Genomic DNA, 22,879 nt, shown 5'->3' on the forward strand with positions numbered 1-22,879 from the left:
AGACGCCCCGCTTCGGCAATAAGACGCCCAGTGCGCGGCGCGACTGAACCGTTGTCACCAAAACTTCATCGATCGCCCCAGCCACACGCCGGCATGGCGGGCGTTGACACCAAAGCTTCACCTCCGTGCCGCCGTGGACAGGCCCGCGCATGGCCTAATGCCCGGCCGGCAACGAGACCGCGGGTGGCGCCGGGTAGCTCGGCGGCGGGCGCTGCGGCAGCACGGACTTGCCCAGGTTGGACCCCATGCGATGGCTCAGCGCGGAGAAGTTGTACTGGCCGACCTGGCGGTTGGAGGGCTCGCCGACCACGCTGTCCATCGGCATGGTCCGCGCGGCGGTCGCTGCCGGCGCGGGCGACAGCGCACGGCTCAGGCAGTCGAAGGCCAGCACGGCATGCTGGTTGATGCTGACGTCCACGCAACTGGGCGGCGAGGCCGGTTGCTGCGCCCAGGCATGGCCGGCGACCACCATGACGCCGGCCCATGCCCAGCGGCGCCACGGCGGCGAACGGCGGGACGGCATGCGCGCGCCCCTTGCGCCGTTCATGGCTGCGCCGTCTCCGCCGGCTGCCGGTAGCGCTGCTCGTAGAGCCGGTCGCCATAGGCCTGCGCGGCGTTCTCCAACTTGACCCGGGCCGCCGCCGCGAACGGCTGGCGCGCCGACAGCACCGAACCGACGTCGAGGTGCTCATAGGCATCGACCACTTCGCTGCCCACCTTGTAGAGCGCCTCGTTGCGCGCGGCGCAGGTACCCAGCTCCTTATGCAGTTGGTCGAGCTGGGTGGTGAGCGTGGCATTGCGCGCCTGCTGCTCCTGCAGGCGCGCCGAGGTGGTCGCCGCCTCGGCGCGGCCCTGCTGCAGCGCCTCGTCCGCATGCTGGCGCGCCTCGCGCTCGGCGGCGAGCGCGGCGCCGCTGCCGGCGGCGCCGGACTTGTAGCGAGCCAGCTCGGCCTGGGCCTGTTCCAGCGCCTTGCGTGCCTGGTCGCGCTCGCCCTCGGCGGCGGCCTTCTGTGCCTGCCAGCCGGCCTGCTCGTTCTGCAGGTCCTGCAGTTGGCTGCGGGCATCGCGCAGCTGGCTGCGCAACTGTTCTTCCAGGCTCTGCGCGTGGATGCCGCCGGCCATGCCGAGCAGGCCGAGCGCGAGCGCCAGTCGTGACATCTGCTTCATGGATGGCCTCCGTCAGAACTTGGCGTTGATCTCGAGCTGCACCACGTCGATGGACAGCGGCGAGCCGTACACCTGCTTGGCGTTGTAGTAGCGCGCCGAAAGCCAGGTGCGCGTGGCGATGCCGTAGTCCGCGCTGAAGATGAAGCCCTTGGCGTTGGTGCCGCCGAGGTGGAAGTTGACGTCGGTGAGGCCGTCGAGCACGGCATCCGGCTGCAGGTACTTGTAGCCGAAGGTGACGTTCCAGTCGTTGGCCGCCATGGGGGTCGGGTTGCCCAGGATGCCGCGCACCAGCCAGCCGACCGGACCGCTCTTGTACGGGCCGGTCTCGTTGGGCGAGTCGCTGTCCTGGTAGTTGTTGACCGGCGTGCCCAGCCCGTTGGCATAGCGCGTCAGGGCGTCACGCGCGTGGTAGGCCATGTTGCGCACGTAGTCGGCCTGGATGCGCGCGGGCGTCTGGCCGATCTTGAAGTCGAACATGGTGGTGAAGTTGGCCAGGTGGTAGTCGTAGGACAGGCCCACCAGCTGCGGCTGCGCGTAATTGCTCGGCGAGGACGGGTCCGGCACGATGTCGCGCAGCAGGAACACCGTGTTGCCCTTCTGCATGTAGGCCGGCGCGTCGTCGTCGGTGCTGCAGTAGTTCACGCCGGTGTAGATCAGGCACGGATCGGAGAGCTTGCCGCGCATGCCATCGTAGAAGTAGTAGGCCAGCGCGGCGCTCCACTTCATGTCGTCGTCGATCTGCCAGTTGGCGCCGATCTGCGCCGCCGACAGCCAGCGCTCGTTGCTGTGGTTCTTGTCATAGCCGAAGGCCTGGTTCGGCGTGTTGTTGCCGGTGTACTGGATCGGGAACATGCCGACCGTGGCGAAGCCGTCGATGCCGTCGGTAACCGGCAGCTTGAACTGGCCGGCGATGCCGTCGAAGTTCAGTTCCGGCGAATAGATCAGGTCGGTGGCCAGGAACGGATTGGCCATGCGGCCCGCGGTCAGCGAGCCCCACTGCACCGGCTGCCAGCGGATCCAGGCGCGGTCCAGCCACAGGTCCTTCTTGACCAGCCCGCCGCCCAGCGCCTGGGTGGTGGACACCGGGCTGTTGTCGTTGCCGGTGCCGATGCGCACGCCGACGGACACGGTGTCGCCCAGCTTGGCGTGCAGGTCCAGGTGCGCCTGCATGTCCAGCAGGCTCATCCGGTTCTGCTGGGAATTGAGGATGGGCGGGTTCACGCCCTGGCTGATGCTGTTGATATCGAACGGGCCATTGCGGTTGAGCGTGGCGTAGTCGATGAAGTACGGCGAGTTGCTGCGGCTGTACAGCCACGACTCGTCGCGCACCTTGATGTCGCCCGACCAGCTGATGCGGTCCAGCCATTCCGGCAGCGCATTGGGCGTGGCCCAGTGCTCGCTCTTGGCCTGGGCCACGACTTCCTGCTTGACCTGGTCGCGGATTTCGTTGCGCACGCTCTGCGGCACGTAGGTCACGCGTACGTCGCCCGGCTGCGCGCCGTCCACCGGCGGCGACGCGGCCTGCGTGGCGGCGGTCTTGCGCGCCTGCGCCGCCTCGGCGTCGGCCTGGGCGATCAGCCCGTCCGCGTCGGCCTGGGTGATCAGCCCCTTCTTCACCATCAGGCGGATCAGGTTGATGGTCGCGTTGGGCGAGGGCGCGGCGTCCTGCGCCAGCGCCGCGGTCCCCGTGGCGGACAGCAGCACGGCGACGGCGGTGCACAGGGCTCGCCGGTGAAGGCGCGCGCCCGCGCAGTGATCGTTCCTGGAACTCATGACTTTCTCCAAGGCGTGGTGTTGCCATGCGGCAAGCAAGGGAAGAACAAGGACGAGATGTTCATGTGGGCCGCCGTCCGCGGATCGCCGCGCGCACGGGCATGCGCATGGACGGTGGTGGTGGTGTATCGATGTGCAGGCCCTGCAGTACGTCGAGCAGGGCGCGGTCGGTGTTGGCGGAGCCGCTGGGCGTGATCAGTTCGACGCGCGAGATGCGACCATCCGCCTCGATCCACAGGCTGGCCTGCACCTCGAAGGCGAGCCGGCGCGTGCGGTCGTCGCGTTGGATGGCCTGCTGCAGCGCATAGCCCAGGTACTGTTCGTAGGAGGCGCCGCCGACGCCATTGCCGCCGCCGCTGCCGACCATGCCGCCGCCCTCGCCCGCGCCGATGTTGAACGAGTCGTTGCCCGCCTGGGCCGGCCCATTGATGGTCACCTGCTTGGCCAGGTCCGGCGCCTGCTTGGGCGCCTCGACCGGCTTCATCGGCTCGTTCGGCTTGGGCAGCTCCTGCTTGGTCTCCTCGACCTTCCTGGGCTCGGGCGGCTTTTCCTTGGGCGGCGGGGGCGGCGGCAATGGCGTGATGGTGGCGATGCGCGGCGCGGAACGCCGCACGCCCACCTGGTGCCCGGCGAAATGCCACAGCAGCAGCAACGCCGCCACGATGGCCGCGCCGCCCGCAAGGCGTCCGCGCCAGCGTTTCCATCCCCCGTTCCGTGGTGCCGATGCGTTCATCGCAGGTCTCCGCACCATCAGCCCGGCTGCTTGCCGGTGACCAGGCCGACCTGGGAAAGATCGAGCCGGCGCAGCAGGTCGAGGATGTCCACCACCTTCTGGTACTGCACGTTGGAGTCGCCCTTCACGATCACCGGGAAGTCGGGCGTCAGTGCCTTCTGCGTGCGCAGCCGCTGCTCCAGCTCGCCCAGCGTCACCGGAAACGCGTCCAGGAAGATCTGCCCGCTGTCGGAGACGGTGATGGCCTTGGTCTGCGGCTTGGCCAGGCTGACCGAGGCGCTGGCCTTGGGTAGGTTCACCTTCACGCCCTGCACCGAGGCCGTGGTCATGATGATGAAGATCACCAGCAGCACGTACGCCAGGTCGAGCATCGGCGTGATGTTGATGTCGTCGTAGGGCTTGTCGTCGTCTTGGACCTGCATGGCGGCTCCCCTCAGGCGCCGACCGTGTTCTGGTCGGCCTCCCGGTGCAGTTCGGCCAGCCGGGTGACGAACTCGTCGACGAACACCTGCATGTTCGCCGTCACCGCCTTGTTGCGGGTCAGCAGGTAGTTGTAGCCAAACAGCGCGGGGATGGCGACGAACAGGCCAGCCACGGTGGCGAGCAGCGCCGCCGCGATGCCCGGCGCGATGGCGTTGACGTTGACGTCGCCCGCCGCGGCAATGGCGGCGAAGGTGATCATCACGCCGACCACGGTGCCGAGCAGGCCGAGGAACGGACCGCCGGAGATGGCGATGGTGAGCATCACCATCGAGCGCGACAGCTGCTGGTTCTCGCGCACCAGGGTGGAATCCATCACCGCACGGATGGCCTCGATCGACTCGGTGGCGATCACCACGCGGCCCTGCGCGTCGCGACGGCGCCACACTTCCTTCTTGCCGGTCTCGTACAGGCGGTACAGCGAGGAATCGCGCAGCTCCACGCGCGTGGCCGGCGCCTCGCCGGACAGGCCCAGCAGGTCGCTGCCCAGGTCGCGGAAGCGGTTGAGGAAGCGCTCGTTGGCGGCGCTCACGGCGCCGACGTAGCGCGCCTTGTTCCACATCACTACCCACGACAGCAGGCCCATCGCGATGAGGATGGCGATGACCACCCAGGCATCGGCGGTGACCGACTTGACGATGATGCCGAAGTAGCCGAAGCCGAAGCCGGACTTCTTCTCGTCCTCGCCGTATTGCAGCAGGCGCGACTCGGCACCCTGCGAGGCGGCGTCCATGGCGATCAGCGCGGCGGGGCGCGCCACGCGCGACAGGCGCAGTTCGTCCATCTCGCCCAGGAAGTTGGCCAGCTCCGGGCCCTGTCCATCGGCGGCTGGCGCCTCGCCGCCGACGGTGGCGACGGTGCTGAAGGCCGGCATCGGCGCCGCCACCTCGGCGTAGGGACGGCCATCCACGAACAGGCGTACGCGGCTGGCGTCGCCGGTCACCGCCAGGTGGGTCCACTGGCCCGCCTTGAGCGGCTCGCCGGCGGCACTGCGCTGCGGCTGCTCGCCGCCGATCTCCACGAACGGGGCGCCGCCGGCCAGGCCGATCAGCAGCGCGCGTCCATCCTGGCGGCGCGCGTACAGGGCGGTGGGCGTGGCGGGCAGCGCGTCGAGCTTGATCCACGCGCTGAAGGTGAAGCCGCCGCCCGCGGCCACGTTGAGCGAGGTGCTGGCCGGCAGTTCCAGCATCGTGGTGCCGTCGAAGCGCGCCGCGTGGCCGACGATGCCGCCGTCGACGGAGCGCACGGCGCCCTTCTGCGCGTTGTTGGCGTAGGCGGTGGCATCCTTGGGCAGGCCGCCGGCCGCGTCGTCGAAGTGGTAGACCAGGGCGTAGTCGGCATCGAAGCTCGCCGCGCCGCTGCTCTGCGCCGGCGCCTTGGCGTTGCCGTAGTACATATAGATGGTCTGCTGCCCGTTCGTGGGCAGGTCGCTGGCGTCCACCCAGATCTGGCCGACGCCCATCACCGGGTCGAAGCTCTCCACCTCGTAGTTCATCGGCGTCTTGCCGTCGGCCGCGATGAAGCGCAGGTCCGCGCCGTTCTTGGCCACGCCGTCGAACTGGAAGTTGCCCGAATGCAGGCGCACCAGCAGCGGCACGCGGCCGGCCGCCGGCGCCATGCCCGCGCCCTTGCTGCCGGTATCGATGGTGATGGGCTTGCGGAAGGACCAGTCGTCGTTCCACCAGGCGACGTCCGCCGCGACGGCCGGACGCGCTAGCCACGACAGGCACAGCAGGCACGCAAAGATCAGGTAACGCATGGTAGTTCCACCCCTATCCGACAGGAATCCATTTGATGAGCGGGTCATGGCCGTGCCCTCACAGGCTGGCCTTGAGACTGAAAAGCACCTGGCCGTCATGCGCGCGGGTACGCGCGCCGTCCTTCAGCGGATAGGCGAACTCGATCTGTCCGTTCACCATCCGGAACAAGCTGAAGCGCGTGCCCACGCCCGTGCTGAGCAGGTTGAAGCGGCTGCGCTGCTCGGGCAGCGGATCGATCAGCAGCACGCGCGAGCCATCGACGAACCAGTGGAAGCGCCAGTCGTCCAGGAAGCCGCCGATGGCATCGGCCAGCGACGGGCTGCGCAGCTCGGCCGAGGCCACCGCGCCGTTGTCGCCGGTCTCCTCGGCCGCCAGGTAGCCGCGCACACTGGTCTCGCCGCCCGCGGCGAACTGCTCGCTGGAGATCAGCGGCGAATCCGACAGCTGCGCGCTGCCGCGCAGCGCCAGCGAGAAACCGCCGCCCAGGGCGTGCGAGTAGTTGAGGTCCGAATGCAGGTAGACGAAGTTGTCCTTGGCCTTGTAGCGCAGGTTGTCGAACTCGACGCGCGTGCTGCCGGCGCCGCTGACGCCGAAATTGCCGGCGAGCGTGAACAGCAGGCTCGACTTGTCGCCCGCGCGCTGCCCGGTGTAGGACACGGTCAGCGGGTAGTACGTGATGGGCACGCTGGAGGTCTGCTCGCCCAGCGTGATGTTCTGGTCGAAATGCTTGCGGTTGATGGCGAACGACAGCGACTGGCCGTAGGCGCCCAGCGTGGGCAGCAGGCGCGTGGCCTCCAGGCTGAACGAGTTGCCCTTGCCGAGCACGGTGGTGCCGCCCAGCGTGTTCGCGTTGCTGTTGGACTTGTAGCCGGAGCCGAGCAGGCTCCAGTCGCTGTTGAGCGGCGCCAGGTAGGACAGCGCATAGACCTCGGCCGCATGGCGGTCCTGCGGCGCCACGATGTAGCTGGCGGAGATCGTATGGCCGGCCTGCCACAGGTTGTCGTAGCGGACGTTGGCGACGGTGCGCAGTTCGGGCGTGTCCGCGCTGTGGTCGTTGTTGACCTCCACGCTGGCGTGCAGCGGATAGCTGTCCTCGACCTTCAGCGTCACGTCCATGGTCTGTGGCAGGGTGCCCGGCTTGAGCACCGGCATCACCTGCTGGCCCGGCTGGCGGTTGACCTGGGCCAGCTCCGCCTGCGCCGCGGTGAAATTGGGCACGCTGCCCTCGGCCAGCGATGGCACCGCCTCGCGGATCGCTTCCGGCGAGTGGTACTTGGCGCCCTCCACGCGCACGCGGCCGATGCTGTTCTCCGTCACCTGCAGCAGCAGCACGCCGTTCTTCACCTGCTGCGGCGGCACTTCCACCACCACCGACTGGTAGCCCTTGGCCTGGTAGACCTTCTGCAGCGCGTCGCGCGCCGCGTGCACGTCGTCCAGGCTGCGCCCGGGGCCGAGGTAAGGCTCTACCGCGCTCTCGACCTCCACCGCGTCCAGCAGGTGGTTGCCGCGCACCAGGTATTCGTTGACGTCGAAGCGGGCCGGCGGCTGGCCGCTCGCCTCGGCGGCCTGCTGTGCATGGACGCCGGCGCTGGCGAGCGCCAGCACGCAGGCCATGGACAGCGGCCGCAGCGTCCTTCCCATCCACGCATGTCCCTTGCGGCTGCTCATACGTTCCCCCGCCCCCTGGCCATGTGCCTGGCGCCCTGCACGGACGAGATGAAAGAGGCTACGTCCACGGTCCTAACCGAAAGACGACAGCCAGGTGTCCGATTCGCGGCTTCTTGCGCGCCCGCCGCAAGCCGACGCACGGAAGGCACCCCGGGATGCCTTCCCGCATCCCGGGCATCCGCCCCGCTCACGGCCAGCACAGGCCACGGCCATCCAGACGGCCGCATCGCGATATGTCCCATCACGCCAACACCATCCCCAGGGCGGAGCCGGCGGCCCGCCCTTCCCTCATGCCGGAACGATCGCCGGGGCGCATGCCCCGGCGAAGAAAGATGGGCATCCCAGCCCTGAATGTCGTCCTTGCCCAGATAGACCGAGGTCGCAGACGAGGACTGAACCAAGTCACGAAAAATTCATGTCAGTGACTGTTTCAGCGTATTTGCGGCGCCACTGACACGGAAACGTCATGCGCCGGGTCATGCCGGGAGAGACGATGCGGCCGCCTGCGCTCCGGTGGAGCACGGCAAGCCCGCAAGGAAAGGGAAGGCTCAGCTCACCAGCACGATGCCGCCCGGCAGCGTGCGCACCTGGGCACCGAAGGCCTCGTGGATCAGCGTCGCCACGTCGCCGAGCTGGTTGAGCGAGAAGCGCGCCCGCACCTTGCGGGCCGCCAGCGCGTCGTTGGTGAGGATGATGCGACCGGGCCGGTAGCGATTGATCTCCGCCACGACGTCGGCCAGGGGCTGGTCGTCGAACATCAGCACCCGGCGGCGCCAGGCGATGGCGGCCTCGGTGTCGGCGGGCGTCGCCGCTTCCAGGCCGAGGCTGCCGTAGCCCGCCTGCTCGGCGCGGCCGAGCGATTCGCTGCGCCCCAGGTATTCCAGACGCACGCGGCCATCCAGGCCGGTCACCTCGACCTTGCCGTCGAGGCAGCGCACATTGCACTGCGCGCCGGCCGGGGCGCTGATGCGTCCCTGCAGGGCCTGCACCACGAAGCTGCCGGCCAGCCCGCCCGGCGTCCGCAACTGGATTTCGCCGGTAAGCAGCTCGATACCCATCGGCTGGCCGTGCAGCATGCGCACGTTCATGGCGGTCTGCGTGTTCATCTCCACCACCACGCCGCCCCCCAGCTGCACCTGACGCTGCTCGCCGGTGGCGGTGTGGTAGTCGGCCAGCACGTCCGGCAGGCTGGGCCACCACTGCAGCGGCGAGCGCGCCGCCACCAGCAGGGCCGCCGAGGCGGCCACGGCGCCGCCGAGGAAGGCGCGCCGGCTCATGCCGCGCGGGGCACGCCCGCCCGTGCCGGACGGCGCCAGCGGCTCGCGGCGTGCCAAGTTGCGCGCGGCGGCGCCCAGGTTGTCCCATAGCAGGCGGGTTTCGGCGAAGGCCTGGGCATGCGCCAGGCTCTGCGCGCACCAGCGCCGGAAATCCTGCGCATCGACCGTGGTGGCACGGCCGGAAGTGAGCAGCAGCAGCCACTCGCGCGCCTCGCGGTGCAGCGCGGAATCGTGGCCTGTCGTGGAAAGACGCGAACTCATACTCTTCAAGACTCTTTTCCGGCCCCGGGACCGAACCGCTGGACCACGCGCCGATCGAGACGTGCGCCACAATGCTCGAGCGCGCGCTTGAGCTCCTTGCCGACCATGCGCACCGAAATGCGGAACCGGTCGGCGATCTCCTGCTGCGGCAGGTCCTCGACCCGGGCCGCGATCAGGATGGCCCGCTGGCGCGCGGTCAGCTCCTCCATCGCGCGCTCCAGCGCGGCCACCTCGATGCGCGCGTGCACCACGCGGGCGGGGTCCAGCGCGTCGTCGGCGAAGTGCAGCAGGTCCTGCACCTCCTCGCCGCTGAGGTAGCGCGCCTCCGCCTGCCGCTGGTCCGCCGCCACGTTCAGCGCCATGCGGAACAGGTAACCTGCCGGGTTGTGCGAGACGGCGGTGGCCTCGCCCATGCGCTCGACCCGCAGGTAGGTTTCCTGCAACACGTCATTGACCAGTTCGTCGGAACCCAGGCGCCGGCGCAGCCGCTTGCGCAGCTCCGGCTGCCATTCGATGAACAGGGCCAGCAACGATAGCGAGGACGGTTCCATGGCGCCCTCAGCGATGCGTCGCGGCGGCCGGCTGGCATCGCGCGGCGCGCGAGGAACCGGCAGGCAGCAGCAGCAGGGTCAACGGCTGGCCGAGCGCGGCCGGCGGCGGTTCCAGTTGGACGCGCTTGAGCGCGGACTCGATGGCCTCGTCCCGCGCGGGCTGCCCCGTGCTGCCCAACAGCCGGGTCTGTTCGACCTCGCCCTGCGGATCCACCCATACCTGCAGCGCCAGGCGATAGTCGCCGGGCCGGGTCGAGGCCGACCGGCACAGCGCCACCTCCACCGCCGACTGCAGCGCATAGCCATAGGCTTCGTCGAGCGGCGCCTCCGCCGCCGGCTCCGCGTCCGGCTCGCCATCCGCCGCCGATGCCGGTTCGACCGGCACCAGGGTAAAGGCCTTGTCGTTGGTGTAGTGCTCCCGCAATCCGGTGCCGGCCAGCAGGCGGCGCAAGGCGGACTCGGCGGTGAAATCGCCCCGGGCTCCCGGCGACAGCCGCCCCGTGAGCAACCGCTCGTCGACCAGCAGGGCCTGGCCGGTGGCGTCACTGAACGCTTTCACGGCCGTACTCAAGGGTTGTGGCTCGATGTCGAAGTGGATGCGCTCGCGCGCCTCATCCGCCGCCATGCCGGCCGTCGCTTGCAATCCCACCGCATGGCTTGTTCCCCAGCAGAGCCAACCCGCTATTCCCAGCACCCATCTGGCGTGCGACATGACAACTTCCAGAGACCGGAAAAATGGTCCTTGCGCCGAACGCCGCCCCTCCTGCAACCCCAGGGATGCTATCGGCGGCTTATGTCAGTTCCATAACATCCCCGGCGGGGGCGCCCGGCGCCGGCCCGCTCCGAGACTACCGGGACGGCGGCTTCACGGCCAGCGGCGGACACTGGCGTAACCTTCGGGTGATCCCGGACGAAGCCAGGTATTCAATCCCTGCAAGGAGCGTCCCATGCCAGATCCCTCCCGTTCGTCCGCCCCACCCCATCCGTGGTGGCGATGGGCCATCATCGCGGCGGCGGTGATCGTGCTGGCCGCCGCCTTCGGCTATGCCGGCGGATGGCTCGCGCCGGACCGGCTCACGCCCCGGCGCATCATCGACGGCCTGCAGCAGGATAGCGGGGTGTACCCCGGCTACCGGCGCAACCATGCCAAGGGCGTGTGCGTGGCCGGCTACTTCGAGGGCAGCGGCGCCGCCGCCCCGTATTCGCGCTCGGCCGTGTTCGGGCAGGTACGCACGCCGGTGGTGGGCCGCTTCGCCCTGCCCGGCGGCAACCCCTATGCGCCGGACAGCAGCGTGCCGATCCGCAGCTTCGCGCTGCGCTTCAACCTCGCCAACGGCCAGCAGTGGCGTACGGGCATGAACAGCATGCCGGTATTCCTGGTGGCCACGCCCCAGGCCTTCTACGAACAGGTGGAAGCCGGCCGCCCCGACCTGGCCACCGGCAAGCCGGATCCCAAGCGCATGGCGGCATTTTTCGCCGCGCATCCGGAAAGCGGCCCGTTCCTCGCCTGGGTGAAGACGGCCAAGCCTTCCGCCAGCTACGTGACGGAAAGCTATAGCGGCTTGAATGCGTTCTACTTCGTCGACGCCCAGGGCCAGCGCCATGCCGTGCGCTGGCAGGTCGTGCCCGAAGCCAGGGACGACGCCGGCACCGGCCCGGCCGCCGGCGACGGCGACTACCTGGCCGGCGACCTGCAGCGCCGCCTGGCCCAGGGCCCGCAGCGCTGGCACCTGATGGTGACGCTGGCCGGACCGGGCGATCCGACCAACGACGCCACCAAGACATGGCCGGCGGACCGCGCCACCGTCGACGCCGGCACGCTGGTGATCGAGCGCGCGCAACCGCAGGACAGCGGCCCGTGCCGCGATATCAACTACGACCCGACCGTGCTGCCGGACGGCATCGAGGTTTCCGACGATCCGCTGCTGGCCGCGCGCTCGGCCGCGTACGCCGACTCTTACCTGCGCCGTACCGGCGAGGAAGCCCACCTGCCCGGCACGGCCCATCCGGAGGACAAGCGATGAGCAAGCCCGCCGCTTTCCATCCCCTCGCTCGCCTGCTGCACTGGCTGATGGCGGTGCTGATCCTGGCGATGCTGTTCGTCGGCGTCGGCATGGTGTCCACCGTGTCGGAGAAGCACCAGTGGTTGCTGGCCCTGCACCGGCCGCTGGGCATCACCTTGCTGGTGCTGGTGGTGATCCGCCTGGTCGTGCGGCTGCGCTTCCGCCCGCCCGCGCTGCCGCGGGACATGCCTTTCCCGATGCGCTTCCTCGCCCATGCATCGCACTGGCTGCTGTATGGCCTGATGCTGGCGATGCCGCTGATCGGCTGGGCCATGCTGTCGGCCGGCGGCTACCCGGTGATGCTGGGCAGCGCGCTGCACCTGCCGCCGATCCTGCCGGCCAACGGGCTGGCCTTCGCCTGGCTGCGCGAGGCGCACCGCTACCTCGCCTACCTGCTGTTCCTCACCATCCTGGGCCATATGGCGGCGGCGCTCTATCACGGCCTGATCCGCCGCGACGAAGTGCTGCCCAGCATGACGGTAGGCGTGCGGCCCCAGGTTTCCGCCACCGCGCCGGCGGCGGACGAGCCCGCGCAGGAATAGACGTCCATCGCCCCGTCGCCCGCCTTCGCGGGCCGGCGGGGCATGCGTCAGCGCGAGGCTTCGCCGCGATCCGCCCCTTCCGGCGCCGTGCCCATCGCCTGGTACAGCGCCGCCGTATCCACCAGGCGCGCCGCCTGTGCCTGGATATCGGTCAGCCTGGCGTTCTGCCAGCGCTGCTCGCTGGCCAGCGTGGAGGGATAGGACACCGCGCCCAACCGATGGCGCGCCTGCACATCGGCATCGGACTGCCGCGCCGCGTTGGCCGCGGCCTGCGCGGCCTGCAGCGCCAGCGCATCCTGCTGCAGGGCGACCAGCGAGTCGGCCACGTTCTGGAAGGCGTTGAGCACGGTCTGCCGGTATTGCGACAGGCTGGCGTCGTAGCGGGCGATCGCCGCCTTGCGCTCGGCGCGCAGCGCGCCGCCGTGGAACAGCGGCTGCGTCAACGACAACCCGCCGCTCCAGATCTGCCCCGCCCCGGTGAACAGGTCCGCCGACCTGAAGGCGCCCGTGCCCAGCGATGCCGACAGCGAAAGCTGCGGGAACAGGTGGGCGGTGGCCACGCCCACCTCGGCGGCGGCCCCGCGCACGGCAGCCTCAGCGGCCCGCACGTCCGGGCGTTGCCGCAACAGCTCCGACGGCACGCTGACCGGCACCGCTGCCGGCAGGTGCAGTTGCGCCAGCGGCAGTGCCTCGGGCGCCTGGTCCGGCGTGCGCCCCAGGTACACCGCCAGGGCATGGCGCGCGCGCTCGGCCTGCGTGCGCAGCGGCGGCAGCGAGGCTTCCAGCGTCGAGGCGGCCTGCTGCGCGCCCAGCATGTCGTCGCGCGACGCCGCACCCAGGCGATACGAAGCCTCGGCCAGCGTCGCCTGCTCGCGCGCGAGCGCGGCCAGCCGTTCGGTCGCGGCGACCTGCTCGGCCAGCGAGGAGGCATTGACGGCGGCGATCACGATGTTCGCCGCCAGCGCACGACGCGCGCCATCGAGCTGGAAGGCCTGCTGGTCCACCTGCGAGGCGGCCTGCTTCACCGTATTGCGGGTCGCGCCGAACAGGTCGAAGGTGTAGCTCAGGCTCAACTCGCCCGCGTAGACATCGTAGAGGCTGGTGGGCGGACCGAAATCCGGCAGGGTCAGCGCGCGCTGCCGCTCGGTCAGCGTGCTGGCATCCACCGAGGGCAACCGGGTGGACCCCGCCTGGGCGCGGAACTGCTGGCGCACCGCGTCCAGCGTGTGCCGCGTGGCATCCAGCGACGGGTTGTGGCGCAGCCCTTCGTCCACCCAGGCATCCAGCGTGGCCGACCCGTATTGGCGCCACCACTCGGGCACCGCCGGCACACCCGCCACGAAGCGCTGCGCCACGCCATCCGCTTCAGCGCTCGCCTCCGGCGTGGGCGTCACGGCATACGACAATGGCGAGGGCGGCGCCGGCGGCCGGGCCGAAGGCGCGAAGGAACATCCGGCCAAGGCCAGCGCGCCTGCCAGCAGGGTCCAGCGAAACGGTGTCACGGCCTTCATGGGGCAACCTCCCGCGCCGGCTCGTCGGCCCGCACGCGGAACCAGGCGGCATACAGCGCCGGCAGATAGAACAGGGTGAGCACGGTGGCCACGGTGATGCCGCCCATCAGCGCGGTGGCCATCGGCCCGAAGAAGTTGCTGCGCAACAGCGGGATCAGCGCCAGTACCGCCGCCGCCGCGGTCAGCGTGATCGGGCGGAAGCGGCGCACGGTGGCGCCGACGATGGCCTCCCAGCGCGGATGGCCGGCACGGATGTCCTGCTCGATTTGGTCCACCAGGATCACCGAGTTGCGCATGATGATGCCGAACATCGCGATGGTGCCCAGCATCGCCACGAAGCCGAACGGCTGGTGGAACAGCAGCAGCGAGCCGATCACGCCGATCAGCCCCAGCGGCGCGGTGAGCACCACCATGAAGGTGCGGCCGATGCTCTGCAGTTGGATCATCAGCAGGGTGAGCACGGCGATCGCCATCAACGGCATCTGCTCGTTGATCGAGCCCTGCGCCTTCTGGTTCTGCTCCACCGAGCCGCCGACCTCTACCCGATAGCCCACCGGCAGGTGGCGGCGAATCTCGCCGAGTTTGGCGTCGATGGCATTGGTCACGTCCAGGCCCTGCGCGCCATGGCGCGTATCGGCCTGCACAGTGAGGGTCGGTTGGCGGTCGCGCTCCCAGATCACGCCGTATTCCAGCCCGTAGCTGACGCGGCCGAGCTGCGACAGCGGGATCGCGATGCCGTTCGGCGTGGGCAGGGCCAGCCGCTCGATCTGGTCGGGATGGACGCGGTCGGCCTTGGGCGCGCGCAGGTCCACCGCGATCAGCTTGTCGCGCTCGCGATACTGCGTGACCGTGCTGCCCGACAGCGTCATGGCGAGGAAGCCGGCCACGTCCTGCGAGGTGATGCCGAGCCGGCGCGCCTTGTCCTGGTCGATCTCGAAGCGCACCGAGCGTTCGGCCGGCTCGTCCCAATCGAACTGCACGTTGCGCGTCTGCGGATCGGCGCGCATCACGCCGGCCACCTGCTCGGCGATGCGGCGCACGGTGGCGATGTCGTCGCCCTGCACGCGGAACTGCACCGGAAAGCCTACCGGCGGGCCGTTCTCCAGCCGGCTCACGCGCGTGCGCACGGCGGCGAAGTCGCGCGGCAGCAGGCCGTCCAGGTAGCGCGCCAGCTGCTCGCGCCGTTCCACGTCCTTGGCGGTGATGACGAACTGCGCGAAGTTGGGCTGGGCCAGCTGCTGGTCCAGCGGCAGGTAGAAGCGCGGCGCACCGGCGCCGACGAAGCTGACGTAGCTGGCGATCTCCGGGCGGTCCTTGATGGCTGCCTCGAAGCGCTTCACCTGGGCCAGCGTGGCGTCGAACGAGGCGCCTTCCGGCAGGCGCAGGTCCACCATCAGCTCGGGCCGGTCGGAGCTGGGGAAGAACTGCTTGGGCACCAGGCCGAAGCCGGCCAGCGCCACCACGAACAGCGCCACCGTGCCGCCCAGCACCAGGAAGCGGTGCCGCAGACAGGCGTCCAGCCAGCCACGGAAGCGGCGGTAGAACGCGGTGTCGTAGATCTCGATGTCGCCCTCGTGGTGCACGATGGCCGCGGCCCGGGCACGACGCGCCGCGTTCCAGCGCGCGGGCAGCAGACGCGCCCACCACTCTTCGCCCGGCCTGGCGCGCTGGTGGTGCTCAGGCAGCAGGTGATAGCCCAGCAGCGGGATCACCACCACCGCCGCCAGCCACGACAGCAGCAGCGCGATGGCCGACACCTCGAAGATCGAGCGGGTGTACTCGCCCGTGCTCGACTTGGCCAGCGCGATCGGCAGGAAGCCGGAAACGGTGACCAGCGTGCCGGTAAGCATGGGAAAAGCCGTGCTGGTATAGGCGAACGCGGCGGCGCGCGCACGGCTCCAGCCCTGCTCCAGCTTCACCGACATCATCTCCACCGCGATGATCGCATCGTCCACCAGCAGGCCCAACGCCAGCACCAGCGTGCCCAGCGAGACCTTGTGCAGGCCGATGTCGAACAGCCCCATGCACAGCGCGGTGGCCGCCAGCACGAACGGGATGGAGATCACCACCACCATGCCGGTGCGGAAGCCCAGGCTCAGCAGGCTCACCAGCAGCACGATGGCCACCGCCTCGGCTACCGATTCGAGAAAATCGTCCACCGAATGCGCGACCGCGTGCGGCATGCTGGTCACTTCCGACAGCTTCAATCCCGCCGGCAGGCGTCGCTGCAGCGTGGCCACGGAAGCATCCAGCGCCTTGCCCAGGTGGATCACGTCGCCGCCGGACTGCATGGTGATGCCGATGCCCAGCACCGGCTGCGCCAGGAAGCGCATCTGCTGGCTCGGCGGGTCGTCGTAGCCCTTGTGCACCGTGGCGATGTCGCCGAGGCGGAAGGTCTGGCCGTTGATGCGCAACAGCAGGTTCGCCAGCGCATCCACGTCGCCGAACTGGCCGGTGGGACGCACGAACACGCGATCGTCCGCCGTGGTCAGCACGCCCGCCGTGGCCACCGCGTTCTGCTGGTTGATCGCCTGCGCCAGCTGCTGCGGGCTGATGCCCAGCTTGGACAGCCGCGCATTGGGGATCTCCACGTAGATGTGCTGGTTCTGGTCGCCCAGGAAATCCACCTTGGCCACGCCGGGCACGCGCAGCAGCTCGTCGCGCAACTGGTCGGCGTAGTCGTGCAGCTGCGCGGGCGTGAAGCCGTCGCCCTCCAGCGCGTAGATGTTGGTGTAGACGTCGCCGAACTCGTCGTTGAAGAACGGCCCCTGCACGCCCGGCGGCAGCTGCGCGGCAATGTCGCCCACCTTCTTGCGCACCTGGTACCAGGTATCGGGCACGCTGGCCGCCGGCGCGGAATCCTTGATATTGAAGAAGATCAGCGACTCGCCCGGGCGCGAATAGCTGCGCAGGAAATCGATCGACGGCGTCTCCTGCAGCTTGCGCGAGATGCGGTCGGTGACCTGCTCCTGCACCTGCCGCGCATCGGCGCCCGGCCAGAAGGTCTGCACCACCATCACCTTGAAGGTGAACGGCGGGTCCTCCGACTGCGACAGACGGCTGTACGCCAGCAGGCCGAACAGCGTGACCATCACCATCAGGAAGAACACCAGCGACTGGTGCCGCAGCGTCCAGGCGGAAAGATTGAAGCGTCCCTCCTCGCTCATAGCGGCGCGTCCTCCGCATGCGGCGGCGCGACCGGCACGACCTTCTCACCGGCTGACACGGTATGCACGCCCTGCATCACCACGCGCTCGCCCGCGTGCAGGCCCTCGCCGACCAACACGTCGCGCTCGCCGAAGCGCAGCACCGTGACCGGCCGCAGTTCCAGCGTGGCGTCGTTCGGGCGCACCACCCACACCGCCGGCTGCTCGCCATGGTGGAACAGCGCCGTGGCCGGCAGGCGCACTGCCTGGCGTGGATGGTCCACGGCAAGGCTGACCCGCGCGGTCATGCCGAGCCGCACCTGCGGCCCGGGCGCGTCCAGGCCCAGCTTGATGCGGTAAGTGCGCGACTGCGGGTCCGCCGCCGGCGCGATCTCGCGCACGCGCGCGGCGAAGCTGTGGCCCGGCAGCGCCAGCAGATTCACCGTCGCCGCCTGCCCCACCGCGATGCCGGCAAGGCGATCCTCGGGCACGTCGATGAACACGTCGCGCTCGCCCGACCAGGCGAAGCCGAACACCGCCTGGCCCGCGGCCAGCACCTGTCCCACCTCGGCCTGCTCGCTGGTGATGCTGCCGTCGCGATCCGCCACCAGCGTGGTATAGCGCCGCTGGTTCCGGGCCAGCGCCAGTTGCTGCCGGGCCTGGTCGCGCGAGGCCAGCGCCGAGGCATAGGCGTCACGGGTCTGCTCCAGCTGCAGCTGGCTGATCAGGTTCTGCTTCGCCTGCGCCTCATCACGGTCGCGCTGCTGGATGGCGAATACCAGGCGATGCTCCGCCGCCTCCAGCGCGGCCTGGGCGGCGGCGAGCGAACGGCTGGCATCGGCGTCGTCCAGTTGCGCCAGCACCTGTCCCTGCTTCACCACGTCACCCAGACGCGCCTGCCGCGCCACCAGCTGACCACCGACGCGGAAGGACAACGGCATTTCGTAGCGGGCATGCACCTCGCCGGGATATGGCTCCTGCGCCGCGCCATCGGCGAGCGGCGCGGGCATGGCGATCACCGGCCGCGCCGCCTCGTCGGCCGGCGCCTGCCTGCCACAGGCCGAAAGCAGCAGCAGCGCCGCCAGGGCGCCGACCAGCCAGACGGGCTGTGCCGCGAAGCCGGGCGGCGGAAGAACATCACGATGGGTCACGAACCACTCCTGCATGGGGATGCCTGGGGGGGAATACGGCGGCAAGGCCCGGCTGGCCGCCACCTCGGATTCAATTACGAATACAGATACAACTATGGATTAGAATTCACAAGTGCATGCAGATACATGACTTTGGGCACGTGCTACCATCGGCCCATGGCACGCAAGCGACTGACCCGGGAAGAAAGCCGCGACCAGACCCGCCAGCGCCTGCTGGAGGCGGGCGCGCTCGTCATCGCCAAGAAAGGGCTGGCGGCCAGCAGCGTGGAGGACATCGCCGCCCATGCGGGCTATACCCGCGGCGCGTTCTATTCCAACTTCAAGAGCAAGAACGACCTGTTCATCGAGCTGCTCAAGCGCGACCACGCGGACATCCAGCAGGGCTTGCAGGACATCCTGGACGCGGGCCTGTCGATCGAGGACATGCAGAAACAGCTCGCGCAGTTCTACGTGCAGGCCTACTGCGGCGAGACCAGCTTCGTGCTGTGGGCCGAGGCGCGCCTGCAGGCCCTGCGCGACGCGCGCTTCCGAACCCGGCTGAACACGCTGCTGCTGGAAAAGCGCGACGTGATCGCCTACTTCATCGAGAAATTCTGCGGACTGATGGGCACCACCCTGCCCGCTCCCGCCCGCGACCTGGCCTTCAGCACCATGGCGCTGATCGATGGCGTACGCTTCTTCAACGAATCGATGCGCGGCGAACTGTCCGACGAAGCGGCGCAGCAGGTGCTGAGCGCTGTGTTCACCCGCACCTTCTTCACCTGACCGCCACGCCCTGCGCGCAGGATGCGGCCCGGATGCGGCGCATCGGCGGCAAGTCGGGGCGGTCGCTTTCCCCGTCCGCCGCATCCACCGGCGCATACAGGCGACGATTGAAGTTGGTGCTTGCTTCCGCCACCAGGTAACCGCCCGCGGAGAACCCAAGCACGCCGACCTTGCGGGAATCGACGTGCCATGCCGCGGCGTGGGAGCGCACCAGCCTCAGCGCCCGTTGCGCGTCCTGCAACGCCTGCAGTGACAGCTGAAAATTGTGGGGACGGCAATCGCATCGCCAGTCATAAGGCTCGCTCGGGACTCGATATTTCAACAGGACGCAGGTGATGCCCTTGGAGGTCAGCCAATCGCAGACCTCCGTGCCTTCGAGATCCATGACCAGCATCTCGAAGCCCCCGCCGGGAAACACCACGACCGCGGTACCGGTGTTCTGTCCCTGGGGACCGTAAATCGTCATCGTGGGCTGCGATACGTTCCTGATGCCGGCGATCGGCTTGCCGCCTATCAAAGCGGCCGCATTCGCGGATTTCTGGAGACACGTGCCGCCGTCTCCCTGCACGATGCTGGCGGCCCGTGCATGATCTTTCGCGAGACCATCATGCATTGGCCACCAAGGTGTCACCGCACCGCCCTGGCCGTCATTGCGACCCAAGCATCGGCCCGTTTCGCGCGGCGCGCCGTTCCGTCGAAGCGGCATGAACCCGAGGAGGATCGAAAGGCGTGGGGTTGGCCCAGCTCATGGGGGCGTGCGCATGCGTTCGGCACTCATCTCGCGCGCCAGCACGGCAAACCGTTCCTGCATGGGTGTCGGGCGCCAGTCGCTGCGCCGGATCATGGCGATGCGCCGGCGGAGGACGCCGCCCTCGATGGGTATCTCGGCCAAGGCGCCAGCCTGCCGCTCGAACAGGAACTGGTCCAGCGACATCAGGGTCAGCCATTCGCCCTTGAGCATGAGCCCGCGCGTGACCAGCACCGAACCGCATTCGATGCGCGGCGTGGGCGGCTCGACGCCATGGGAGCGGAACAGGGTTTCCCAGTTGTGTCGCATCGGCACACCCAGCGCGGGCACGGCCCAGGGATAGGCAAGCAGGTCCTGGATGGTGACGCGCTTCCTGCGTCGCAGCGGATGCGCGCTGTTGCCCACGATGAAGAGTTCATCATCGAACAGGCTTTCCTGCTCCACGTCATTGGCGGGTGCCGGCTCGCGCATGGCGCCGCCGATCAGCAGGTCGATGTCGCCATGGCGCAGCGCCACCAGCAACTCGCCATAAGGCGCCTCGCGCACTTCCACCGACGCGCCGGGGTGCTCGTACGCGAATCGCGCCAGCAGGTCGGGCAGGAACACGGCGCGCGCCATCGGCAGCGTACCGATGCTGATGCGGCCGCCACCGTGCTCGTTGGCGGCGATTTCGTCCATTCCCGTGCGCAGTTCGGCAAGCATCAGGCGGACGAAGCGCACGAAACGGCTGGCCAGGTCGGTGGGCCGCACGGCTCGCCCGGCACGCACCAGCAATTGCGCGCCCAGGGCATCCTGCAGCTCGCGCACGGCACGATAGACCGCCGGCTGCGATAGCGCGATCTGCTCGGCGGCCGCGGCATAGCTGCCACAGTGAACGACCGCCACCAGGGCGCGCAGCTGCACCATGCTGACGCGGCGCTCGATATGGTCCATCGGTGCAAGGCGCGCCGAGCGGCGCACCAGTCGCATGCCGTGGGTGAGATAGCGCAATGCGCGCTCGATGCGAATGATCCAGGCGCGTCCGCCATCGGTCGGGCGCATGCCGGCGGCTTGCCGCTCGAACAGGCGGATGCCGAGGTTGCGTTCGAGCTTGCCGACGGCCTGGGCCAGCGCCGGCTGCGAAAGGCCGATCTGCTCGGCGGCCGCGCTCATGCCGCCGGCGCGGGCGATGACGCTCAGCGCGTCCAAATGGCGGAGGTTCAACGCATAAATCGGGTCCATGCACAATCAATAGTATTTACTTATAGCCTGATAGTAAAACGAATTTGGCAACACGCGCGATTTCGCTGACATTCCGTCACCGAACTGCAAGGGGGCGAAGGCTCCCGTGACAGTCGATACCAAACTCGAAAGTCGGGACGGCATCTTTCGCTTGCGCACCGCAGCATGGGAATCCCTCCGTTTCACGACCTTTCCTCCTTGGCGATTGTTGCAATGCAAGAAAACATACCCAGGCACCGTGGACCCACCGATCACATGAACCTCGTCGACTCCCACCTTCACGCCATCGCATCCGATACGGCCACGTACCCGAAGAACCCGATCGGCGGCCATCAGTCCGAGTGGTCGCAGAAGCGTCCGGTCGATGCGCAAGGCGTCATCAAGGCGCTGGACGCCGCCGGCATCGCGAAGGCCGTGGTGGTGCAGGCATCGACCGTGTACGGACACGACAACCGCTATGTGGTCGATACGGTGCGCGCGTACCCGGAGCGGCTGGTCGGCGTGTATTCCATCGATGCGCTGTCGCCGGATGCGGTGGAGCGGATCGATCATTGGGAGGCGCAGGGCCTGCACGGGTTCCGCCTGTTCACCACCGGCACCACCATGCCAGGCCAGTCGGACTGGCTCGGCCACAAGGATTCCTATCCGGCGTGGGCCCATGCCGAAAAGAAGGACATTCCGGTCTGCCTGCAAATGACCATGCAGGGCCTGCCGACGCTGCGCACCTTGCTGGAGCATTTCCCCAGGGTGCGTGTGCTGCTGGACCATTGCGCCCGCCCGGACCTGGACGATGGCACGCCCTACAAGGCCGCGCAGGCGTTGTTCGACATGGCCCAGTTCCAGGGCGTGCACCTGAAGCTGACCAACCGCACATTGGCCGCCGCCGCCCAGGGGCGATCCCATCCGAGGGATTTCCTCGAAAAGCTGGTGAACACGTTCGGTGCCGAGCGCATCGCCTGGGGCTCCAACTTCCCCGCGGCCGAAGGCTCGCTCCAGGAGCTGGCGGCGACGGCGCGCGAGGTGCTGTCGAGCCTGCCCGCGGAGCAGCAGGCGATGATCTTCGGCGGCACCGTGGCGCGCATCTACCCGGCACTGGCGGGAGTGGCGGCATGAGCCAGCCGGTGCACCTGCGCGCCGTGCTCAAGACCACGGCCATGACGGCACCGCTGAAGGACGGCACGCTCCGCAGCGACCGGGTGGCGCTCGATTTCACCGAGGTCGAACCCATCCACAAGGCCTTTGCGCCGATGGTGCGCGAGGCGGCGTTCGATATCTCCGAGCTGGCCATCGTCACTGCCCTGCAGGCGATCGCCTTCGAGCGGCCGGTCGTGCTGCTGCCGGTGGTGGTGGCTTCGCGCTACCAGCGCGGCTGCCTGGTCTCGTATCGCCCGCATGGCGAGGTCAGGCCCGAACAGCTGCGCGGCAAGCGCGTCGGCGTGCGATCCTACACGCAGACCACCGGCATGTGGGTACGTGCCCACCTGGTGGAAGACTACGGACTGGCCACGCCCGACATCCATTGGGTGACCCACGACCCGGCCCATGTGGAGCAGTATCGGGATCCGCCGTTCGTCGAACACCCGGCACATGGCAAGGGCCTGCTGGCGATGCTGCACGATGGCGACATCGATGCGGCGATCTTCGGCAACGACCTGCCACCGGGCGATGACTACGTGCCCGTGATCGACCATGCCAGCGCCAAGGACCTGGCCTGGGCGCAGCAGCACGGCTTCGTGCCCATCAACCATGTGGTGGCCGCCAGCGCCGAGACCTGCCGACGCGAGCCGGCTGCCGTGCGCGCCGCCTATGGGCTGCTGTCGCAGGCCGAGAGGCAACAGGCCGCGGCGACGGCCGGCCCACGCAAGACCTTGTCCGGCCTTGACGCCTTGAGCGGCCCGCTGGCATGGATCATCGATGCCTGCTTGGAACAGGCGCTGTTGCCGCGCAAGCTTAGCCTCGACGAGGTGCTGGGTCCCGCCCATGCACTGCTGGAAGGCGAGACGCCCTGACACTGCCTATCGTGCCGCTCCGTGAAAACCGGCGCGGCGCCTGCCAAGAGTTC

Annotated in this window: 19 protein-coding genes and 1 pseudogene; 5 read left to right on the forward strand and 15 right to left on the reverse strand. The window is 69.0% G+C overall.

Annotated features, from left to right (window positions below; genetic code table 11):
- Positions 1–154 precede the first annotated feature (154 nt).
- The 10 genes from MJ605_RS14515 to MJ605_RS14560 all read right to left on the reverse strand — a co-directional run bounded on the left by MJ605_RS14515 (position 155) and on the right by MJ605_RS14560 (position 10,382).
- Positions 155–523: a hypothetical protein gene (locus tag MJ605_RS14515; RefSeq protein ID WP_243042260.1), complete on the reverse strand. Its 369-nt coding sequence runs from the start codon at positions 521–523 to the stop codon at positions 155–157.
- A 20-nt stretch (positions 524–543) separates the two neighbouring features.
- Positions 544–1,167: a DUF4407 domain-containing protein gene (locus MJ605_RS14520; RefSeq protein WP_243042261.1), complete on the reverse strand. Its 624-nt coding sequence runs from the start codon at positions 1,165–1,167 to the stop codon at positions 544–546.
- 12 nt (positions 1,168–1,179) lie between these two features.
- The gene (locus tag MJ605_RS14525) at positions 1,180–2,940 is read right to left on the reverse strand and encodes a putative porin (RefSeq protein ID WP_243042262.1); all 1,761 of its coding nucleotides are present in this window, start codon (positions 2,938–2,940) and stop codon (positions 1,180–1,182) included.
- A 61-nt stretch (positions 2,941–3,001) separates the two neighbouring features.
- Complete coding sequence (locus MJ605_RS14530; protein ID WP_243042263.1) at positions 3,002–3,673, reverse strand: energy transducer TonB; 672 nt, start codon at positions 3,671–3,673, stop codon at positions 3,002–3,004.
- Positions 3,674–3,690: 17 nt separating this feature from the next.
- Positions 3,691–4,095 carry an ExbD/TolR family protein gene (locus MJ605_RS14535; RefSeq protein ID WP_243042264.1) on the reverse strand — a complete coding sequence of 135 codons (405 nt, stop codon included), beginning with the start codon at positions 4,093–4,095 and terminating at the stop codon, positions 3,691–3,693.
- A gap of 11 nt (positions 4,096–4,106) precedes the next feature.
- Positions 4,107–5,912: a DUF2341 domain-containing protein gene (locus MJ605_RS14540; RefSeq protein ID WP_243042265.1), complete on the reverse strand. Its 1,806-nt coding sequence runs from the start codon at positions 5,910–5,912 to the stop codon at positions 4,107–4,109.
- Positions 5,913–5,970: 58 nt separating this feature from the next.
- Positions 5,971–7,581 carry a ShlB/FhaC/HecB family hemolysin secretion/activation protein gene (locus MJ605_RS14545; protein WP_243042266.1) on the reverse strand — a complete coding sequence of 537 codons (1,611 nt, stop codon included), beginning with the start codon at positions 7,579–7,581 and terminating at the stop codon, positions 5,971–5,973.
- Positions 7,582–8,129: 548 nt separating this feature from the next.
- Positions 8,130–9,119, reverse strand: coding sequence for a FecR family protein (locus tag MJ605_RS14550; RefSeq protein ID WP_243042267.1), 990 nt, complete (start codon positions 9,117–9,119; stop codon positions 8,130–8,132).
- A gap of 5 nt (positions 9,120–9,124) precedes the next feature.
- The gene (locus MJ605_RS14555; protein WP_243042268.1) at positions 9,125–9,670 is read right to left on the reverse strand and encodes an RNA polymerase sigma factor; all 546 of its coding nucleotides are present in this window, start codon (positions 9,668–9,670) and stop codon (positions 9,125–9,127) included.
- A gap of 7 nt (positions 9,671–9,677) precedes the next feature.
- Positions 9,678–10,382, reverse strand: coding sequence for a TonB family protein (locus MJ605_RS14560; protein ID WP_243042269.1), 705 nt, complete (start codon positions 10,380–10,382; stop codon positions 9,678–9,680).
- Between the two features lie 235 nt (positions 10,383–10,617).
- Between MJ605_RS14560 and MJ605_RS14565 the strand changes: the two genes are divergently transcribed.
- Positions 10,618–11,694 carry a catalase family peroxidase gene (locus MJ605_RS14565; RefSeq protein ID WP_243042270.1) on the forward strand — a complete coding sequence of 359 codons (1,077 nt, stop codon included), beginning with the start codon at positions 10,618–10,620 and terminating at the stop codon, positions 11,692–11,694.
- Complete coding sequence (locus tag MJ605_RS14570) at positions 11,691–12,275, forward strand: cytochrome b (RefSeq protein WP_243042271.1); 585 nt, start codon at positions 11,691–11,693, stop codon at positions 12,273–12,275. Before MJ605_RS14565 ends, MJ605_RS14570 begins: the two co-directional genes overlap by 4 nt.
- A gap of 47 nt (positions 12,276–12,322) precedes the next feature.
- Here MJ605_RS14570 and MJ605_RS14575 read toward each other — a convergent pair whose 3' ends face one another.
- From MJ605_RS14575 to MJ605_RS14585, 3 genes are read right to left on the reverse strand one after another with little or no spacing between them, the layout of a single operon-like run.
- Entirely contained in the window at positions 12,323–13,786 is a 1,464-nt protein-coding gene (locus MJ605_RS14575) for an efflux transporter outer membrane subunit (protein WP_243042272.1), read from the reverse strand.
- Positions 13,783–16,953 (reverse strand): efflux RND transporter permease subunit, encoded by a 3,171-nt coding sequence (locus MJ605_RS14580; RefSeq protein WP_243042273.1) that lies wholly within the window; start codon positions 16,951–16,953, stop codon positions 13,783–13,785. Before MJ605_RS14580 ends, MJ605_RS14575 begins: the two co-directional genes overlap by 4 nt.
- Positions 16,950–18,083, reverse strand: coding sequence for an efflux RND transporter periplasmic adaptor subunit (locus MJ605_RS14585; protein WP_243042274.1), 1,134 nt, complete (start codon positions 18,081–18,083; stop codon positions 16,950–16,952). The genes MJ605_RS14580 and MJ605_RS14585 overlap by 4 nt, the downstream gene beginning before the upstream one ends.
- 156 nt (positions 18,084–18,239) lie before the next feature.
- Between MJ605_RS14585 and MJ605_RS14590 the strand changes: the two genes are divergently transcribed.
- Positions 18,240–18,848, forward strand: coding sequence for a TetR/AcrR family transcriptional regulator (locus tag MJ605_RS14590; protein ID WP_243042275.1), 609 nt, complete (start codon positions 18,240–18,242; stop codon positions 18,846–18,848).
- Between the two features lie 52 nt (positions 18,849–18,900).
- Here the strand turns inward: MJ605_RS14590 and MJ605_RS14595 are convergent.
- Positions 18,901–19,461: pseudogene (locus tag MJ605_RS14595) on the reverse strand (alpha/beta hydrolase); the annotation flags it as partial.
- A 132-nt stretch (positions 19,462–19,593) separates the two neighbouring features.
- Entirely contained in the window at positions 19,594–20,817 is a 1,224-nt protein-coding gene (locus tag MJ605_RS14600) for a LysR family transcriptional regulator (protein WP_243042276.1), read from the reverse strand.
- Positions 20,818–21,072: 255 nt separating this feature from the next.
- Here MJ605_RS14600 and MJ605_RS14605 point away from each other — a divergent pair, with 255 nt between their 5' ends.
- Both MJ605_RS14605 and MJ605_RS14610 read left to right on the forward strand, forming a co-directional pair.
- The gene (locus MJ605_RS14605) at positions 21,073–21,930 is read left to right on the forward strand and encodes an amidohydrolase family protein (protein WP_243042277.1); all 858 of its coding nucleotides are present in this window, start codon (positions 21,073–21,075) and stop codon (positions 21,928–21,930) included.
- The gene (locus MJ605_RS14610) at positions 21,927–22,826 is read left to right on the forward strand and encodes a substrate-binding domain-containing protein (RefSeq protein WP_243042278.1); all 900 of its coding nucleotides are present in this window, start codon (positions 21,927–21,929) and stop codon (positions 22,824–22,826) included. Before MJ605_RS14605 ends, MJ605_RS14610 begins: the two co-directional genes overlap by 4 nt.
- Positions 22,827–22,879 lie beyond the last annotated feature (53 nt).

Source organism: Dyella sedimenti, assembly GCF_022760995.1.
Lineage (GTDB): Bacteria > Pseudomonadota > Gammaproteobacteria > Xanthomonadales > Rhodanobacteraceae > Dyella > Dyella sedimenti.

Bases quoted from the DNA above. Each gene is read 5' to 3' on its own strand.
- MJ605_RS14515 (WP_243042260.1), bottom strand. From the start codon at position 523: ATGCCGTCCCGCCGTTCGCCGCCGTGGCGCCGCTGGGCATGGGCCGGC.
- MJ605_RS14520 (WP_243042261.1), bottom strand. From the start codon at position 1,167: ATGAAGCAGATGTCACGACTGGCGCTCGCGCTCGGCCTGCTCGGCATG.
- MJ605_RS14525 (WP_243042262.1), bottom strand. From the start codon at position 2,940: ATGAGTTCCAGGAACGATCACTGCGCGGGCGCGCGCCTTCACCGGCGA.
- MJ605_RS14530 (WP_243042263.1), bottom strand. From the start codon at position 3,673: ATGAACGCATCGGCACCACGGAACGGGGGATGGAAACGCTGGCGCGGA.
- MJ605_RS14535 (WP_243042264.1), bottom strand. From the start codon at position 4,095: ATGCAGGTCCAAGACGACGACAAGCCCTACGACGACATCAACATCACG.
- MJ605_RS14540 (WP_243042265.1), bottom strand. From the start codon at position 5,912: ATGCGTTACCTGATCTTTGCGTGCCTGCTGTGCCTGTCGTGGCTAGCG.
- MJ605_RS14545 (WP_243042266.1), bottom strand. From the start codon at position 7,581: ATGAGCAGCCGCAAGGGACATGCGTGGATGGGAAGGACGCTGCGGCCG.
- MJ605_RS14550 (WP_243042267.1), bottom strand. From the start codon at position 9,119: ATGAGTTCGCGTCTTTCCACGACAGGCCACGATTCCGCGCTGCACCGC.
- MJ605_RS14555 (WP_243042268.1), bottom strand. From the start codon at position 9,670: ATGGAACCGTCCTCGCTATCGTTGCTGGCCCTGTTCATCGAATGGCAG.
- MJ605_RS14560 (WP_243042269.1), bottom strand. From the start codon at position 10,382: ATGTCGCACGCCAGATGGGTGCTGGGAATAGCGGGTTGGCTCTGCTGG.
- MJ605_RS14565 (WP_243042270.1), top strand. From the start codon at position 10,618: ATGCCAGATCCCTCCCGTTCGTCCGCCCCACCCCATCCGTGGTGGCGA.
- MJ605_RS14570 (WP_243042271.1), top strand. From the start codon at position 11,691: ATGAGCAAGCCCGCCGCTTTCCATCCCCTCGCTCGCCTGCTGCACTGG.
- MJ605_RS14575 (WP_243042272.1), bottom strand. From the start codon at position 13,786: ATGAAGGCCGTGACACCGTTTCGCTGGACCCTGCTGGCAGGCGCGCTG.
- MJ605_RS14580 (WP_243042273.1), bottom strand. From the start codon at position 16,953: ATGAGCGAGGAGGGACGCTTCAATCTTTCCGCCTGGACGCTGCGGCAC.
- MJ605_RS14590 (WP_243042275.1), top strand. From the start codon at position 18,240: ATGGCACGCAAGCGACTGACCCGGGAAGAAAGCCGCGACCAGACCCGC.
- MJ605_RS14600 (WP_243042276.1), bottom strand. From the start codon at position 20,817: ATGGACCCGATTTATGCGTTGAACCTCCGCCATTTGGACGCGCTGAGC.
- MJ605_RS14605 (WP_243042277.1), top strand. From the start codon at position 21,073: ATGAACCTCGTCGACTCCCACCTTCACGCCATCGCATCCGATACGGCC.
- MJ605_RS14610 (WP_243042278.1), top strand. From the start codon at position 21,927: ATGAGCCAGCCGGTGCACCTGCGCGCCGTGCTCAAGACCACGGCCATG.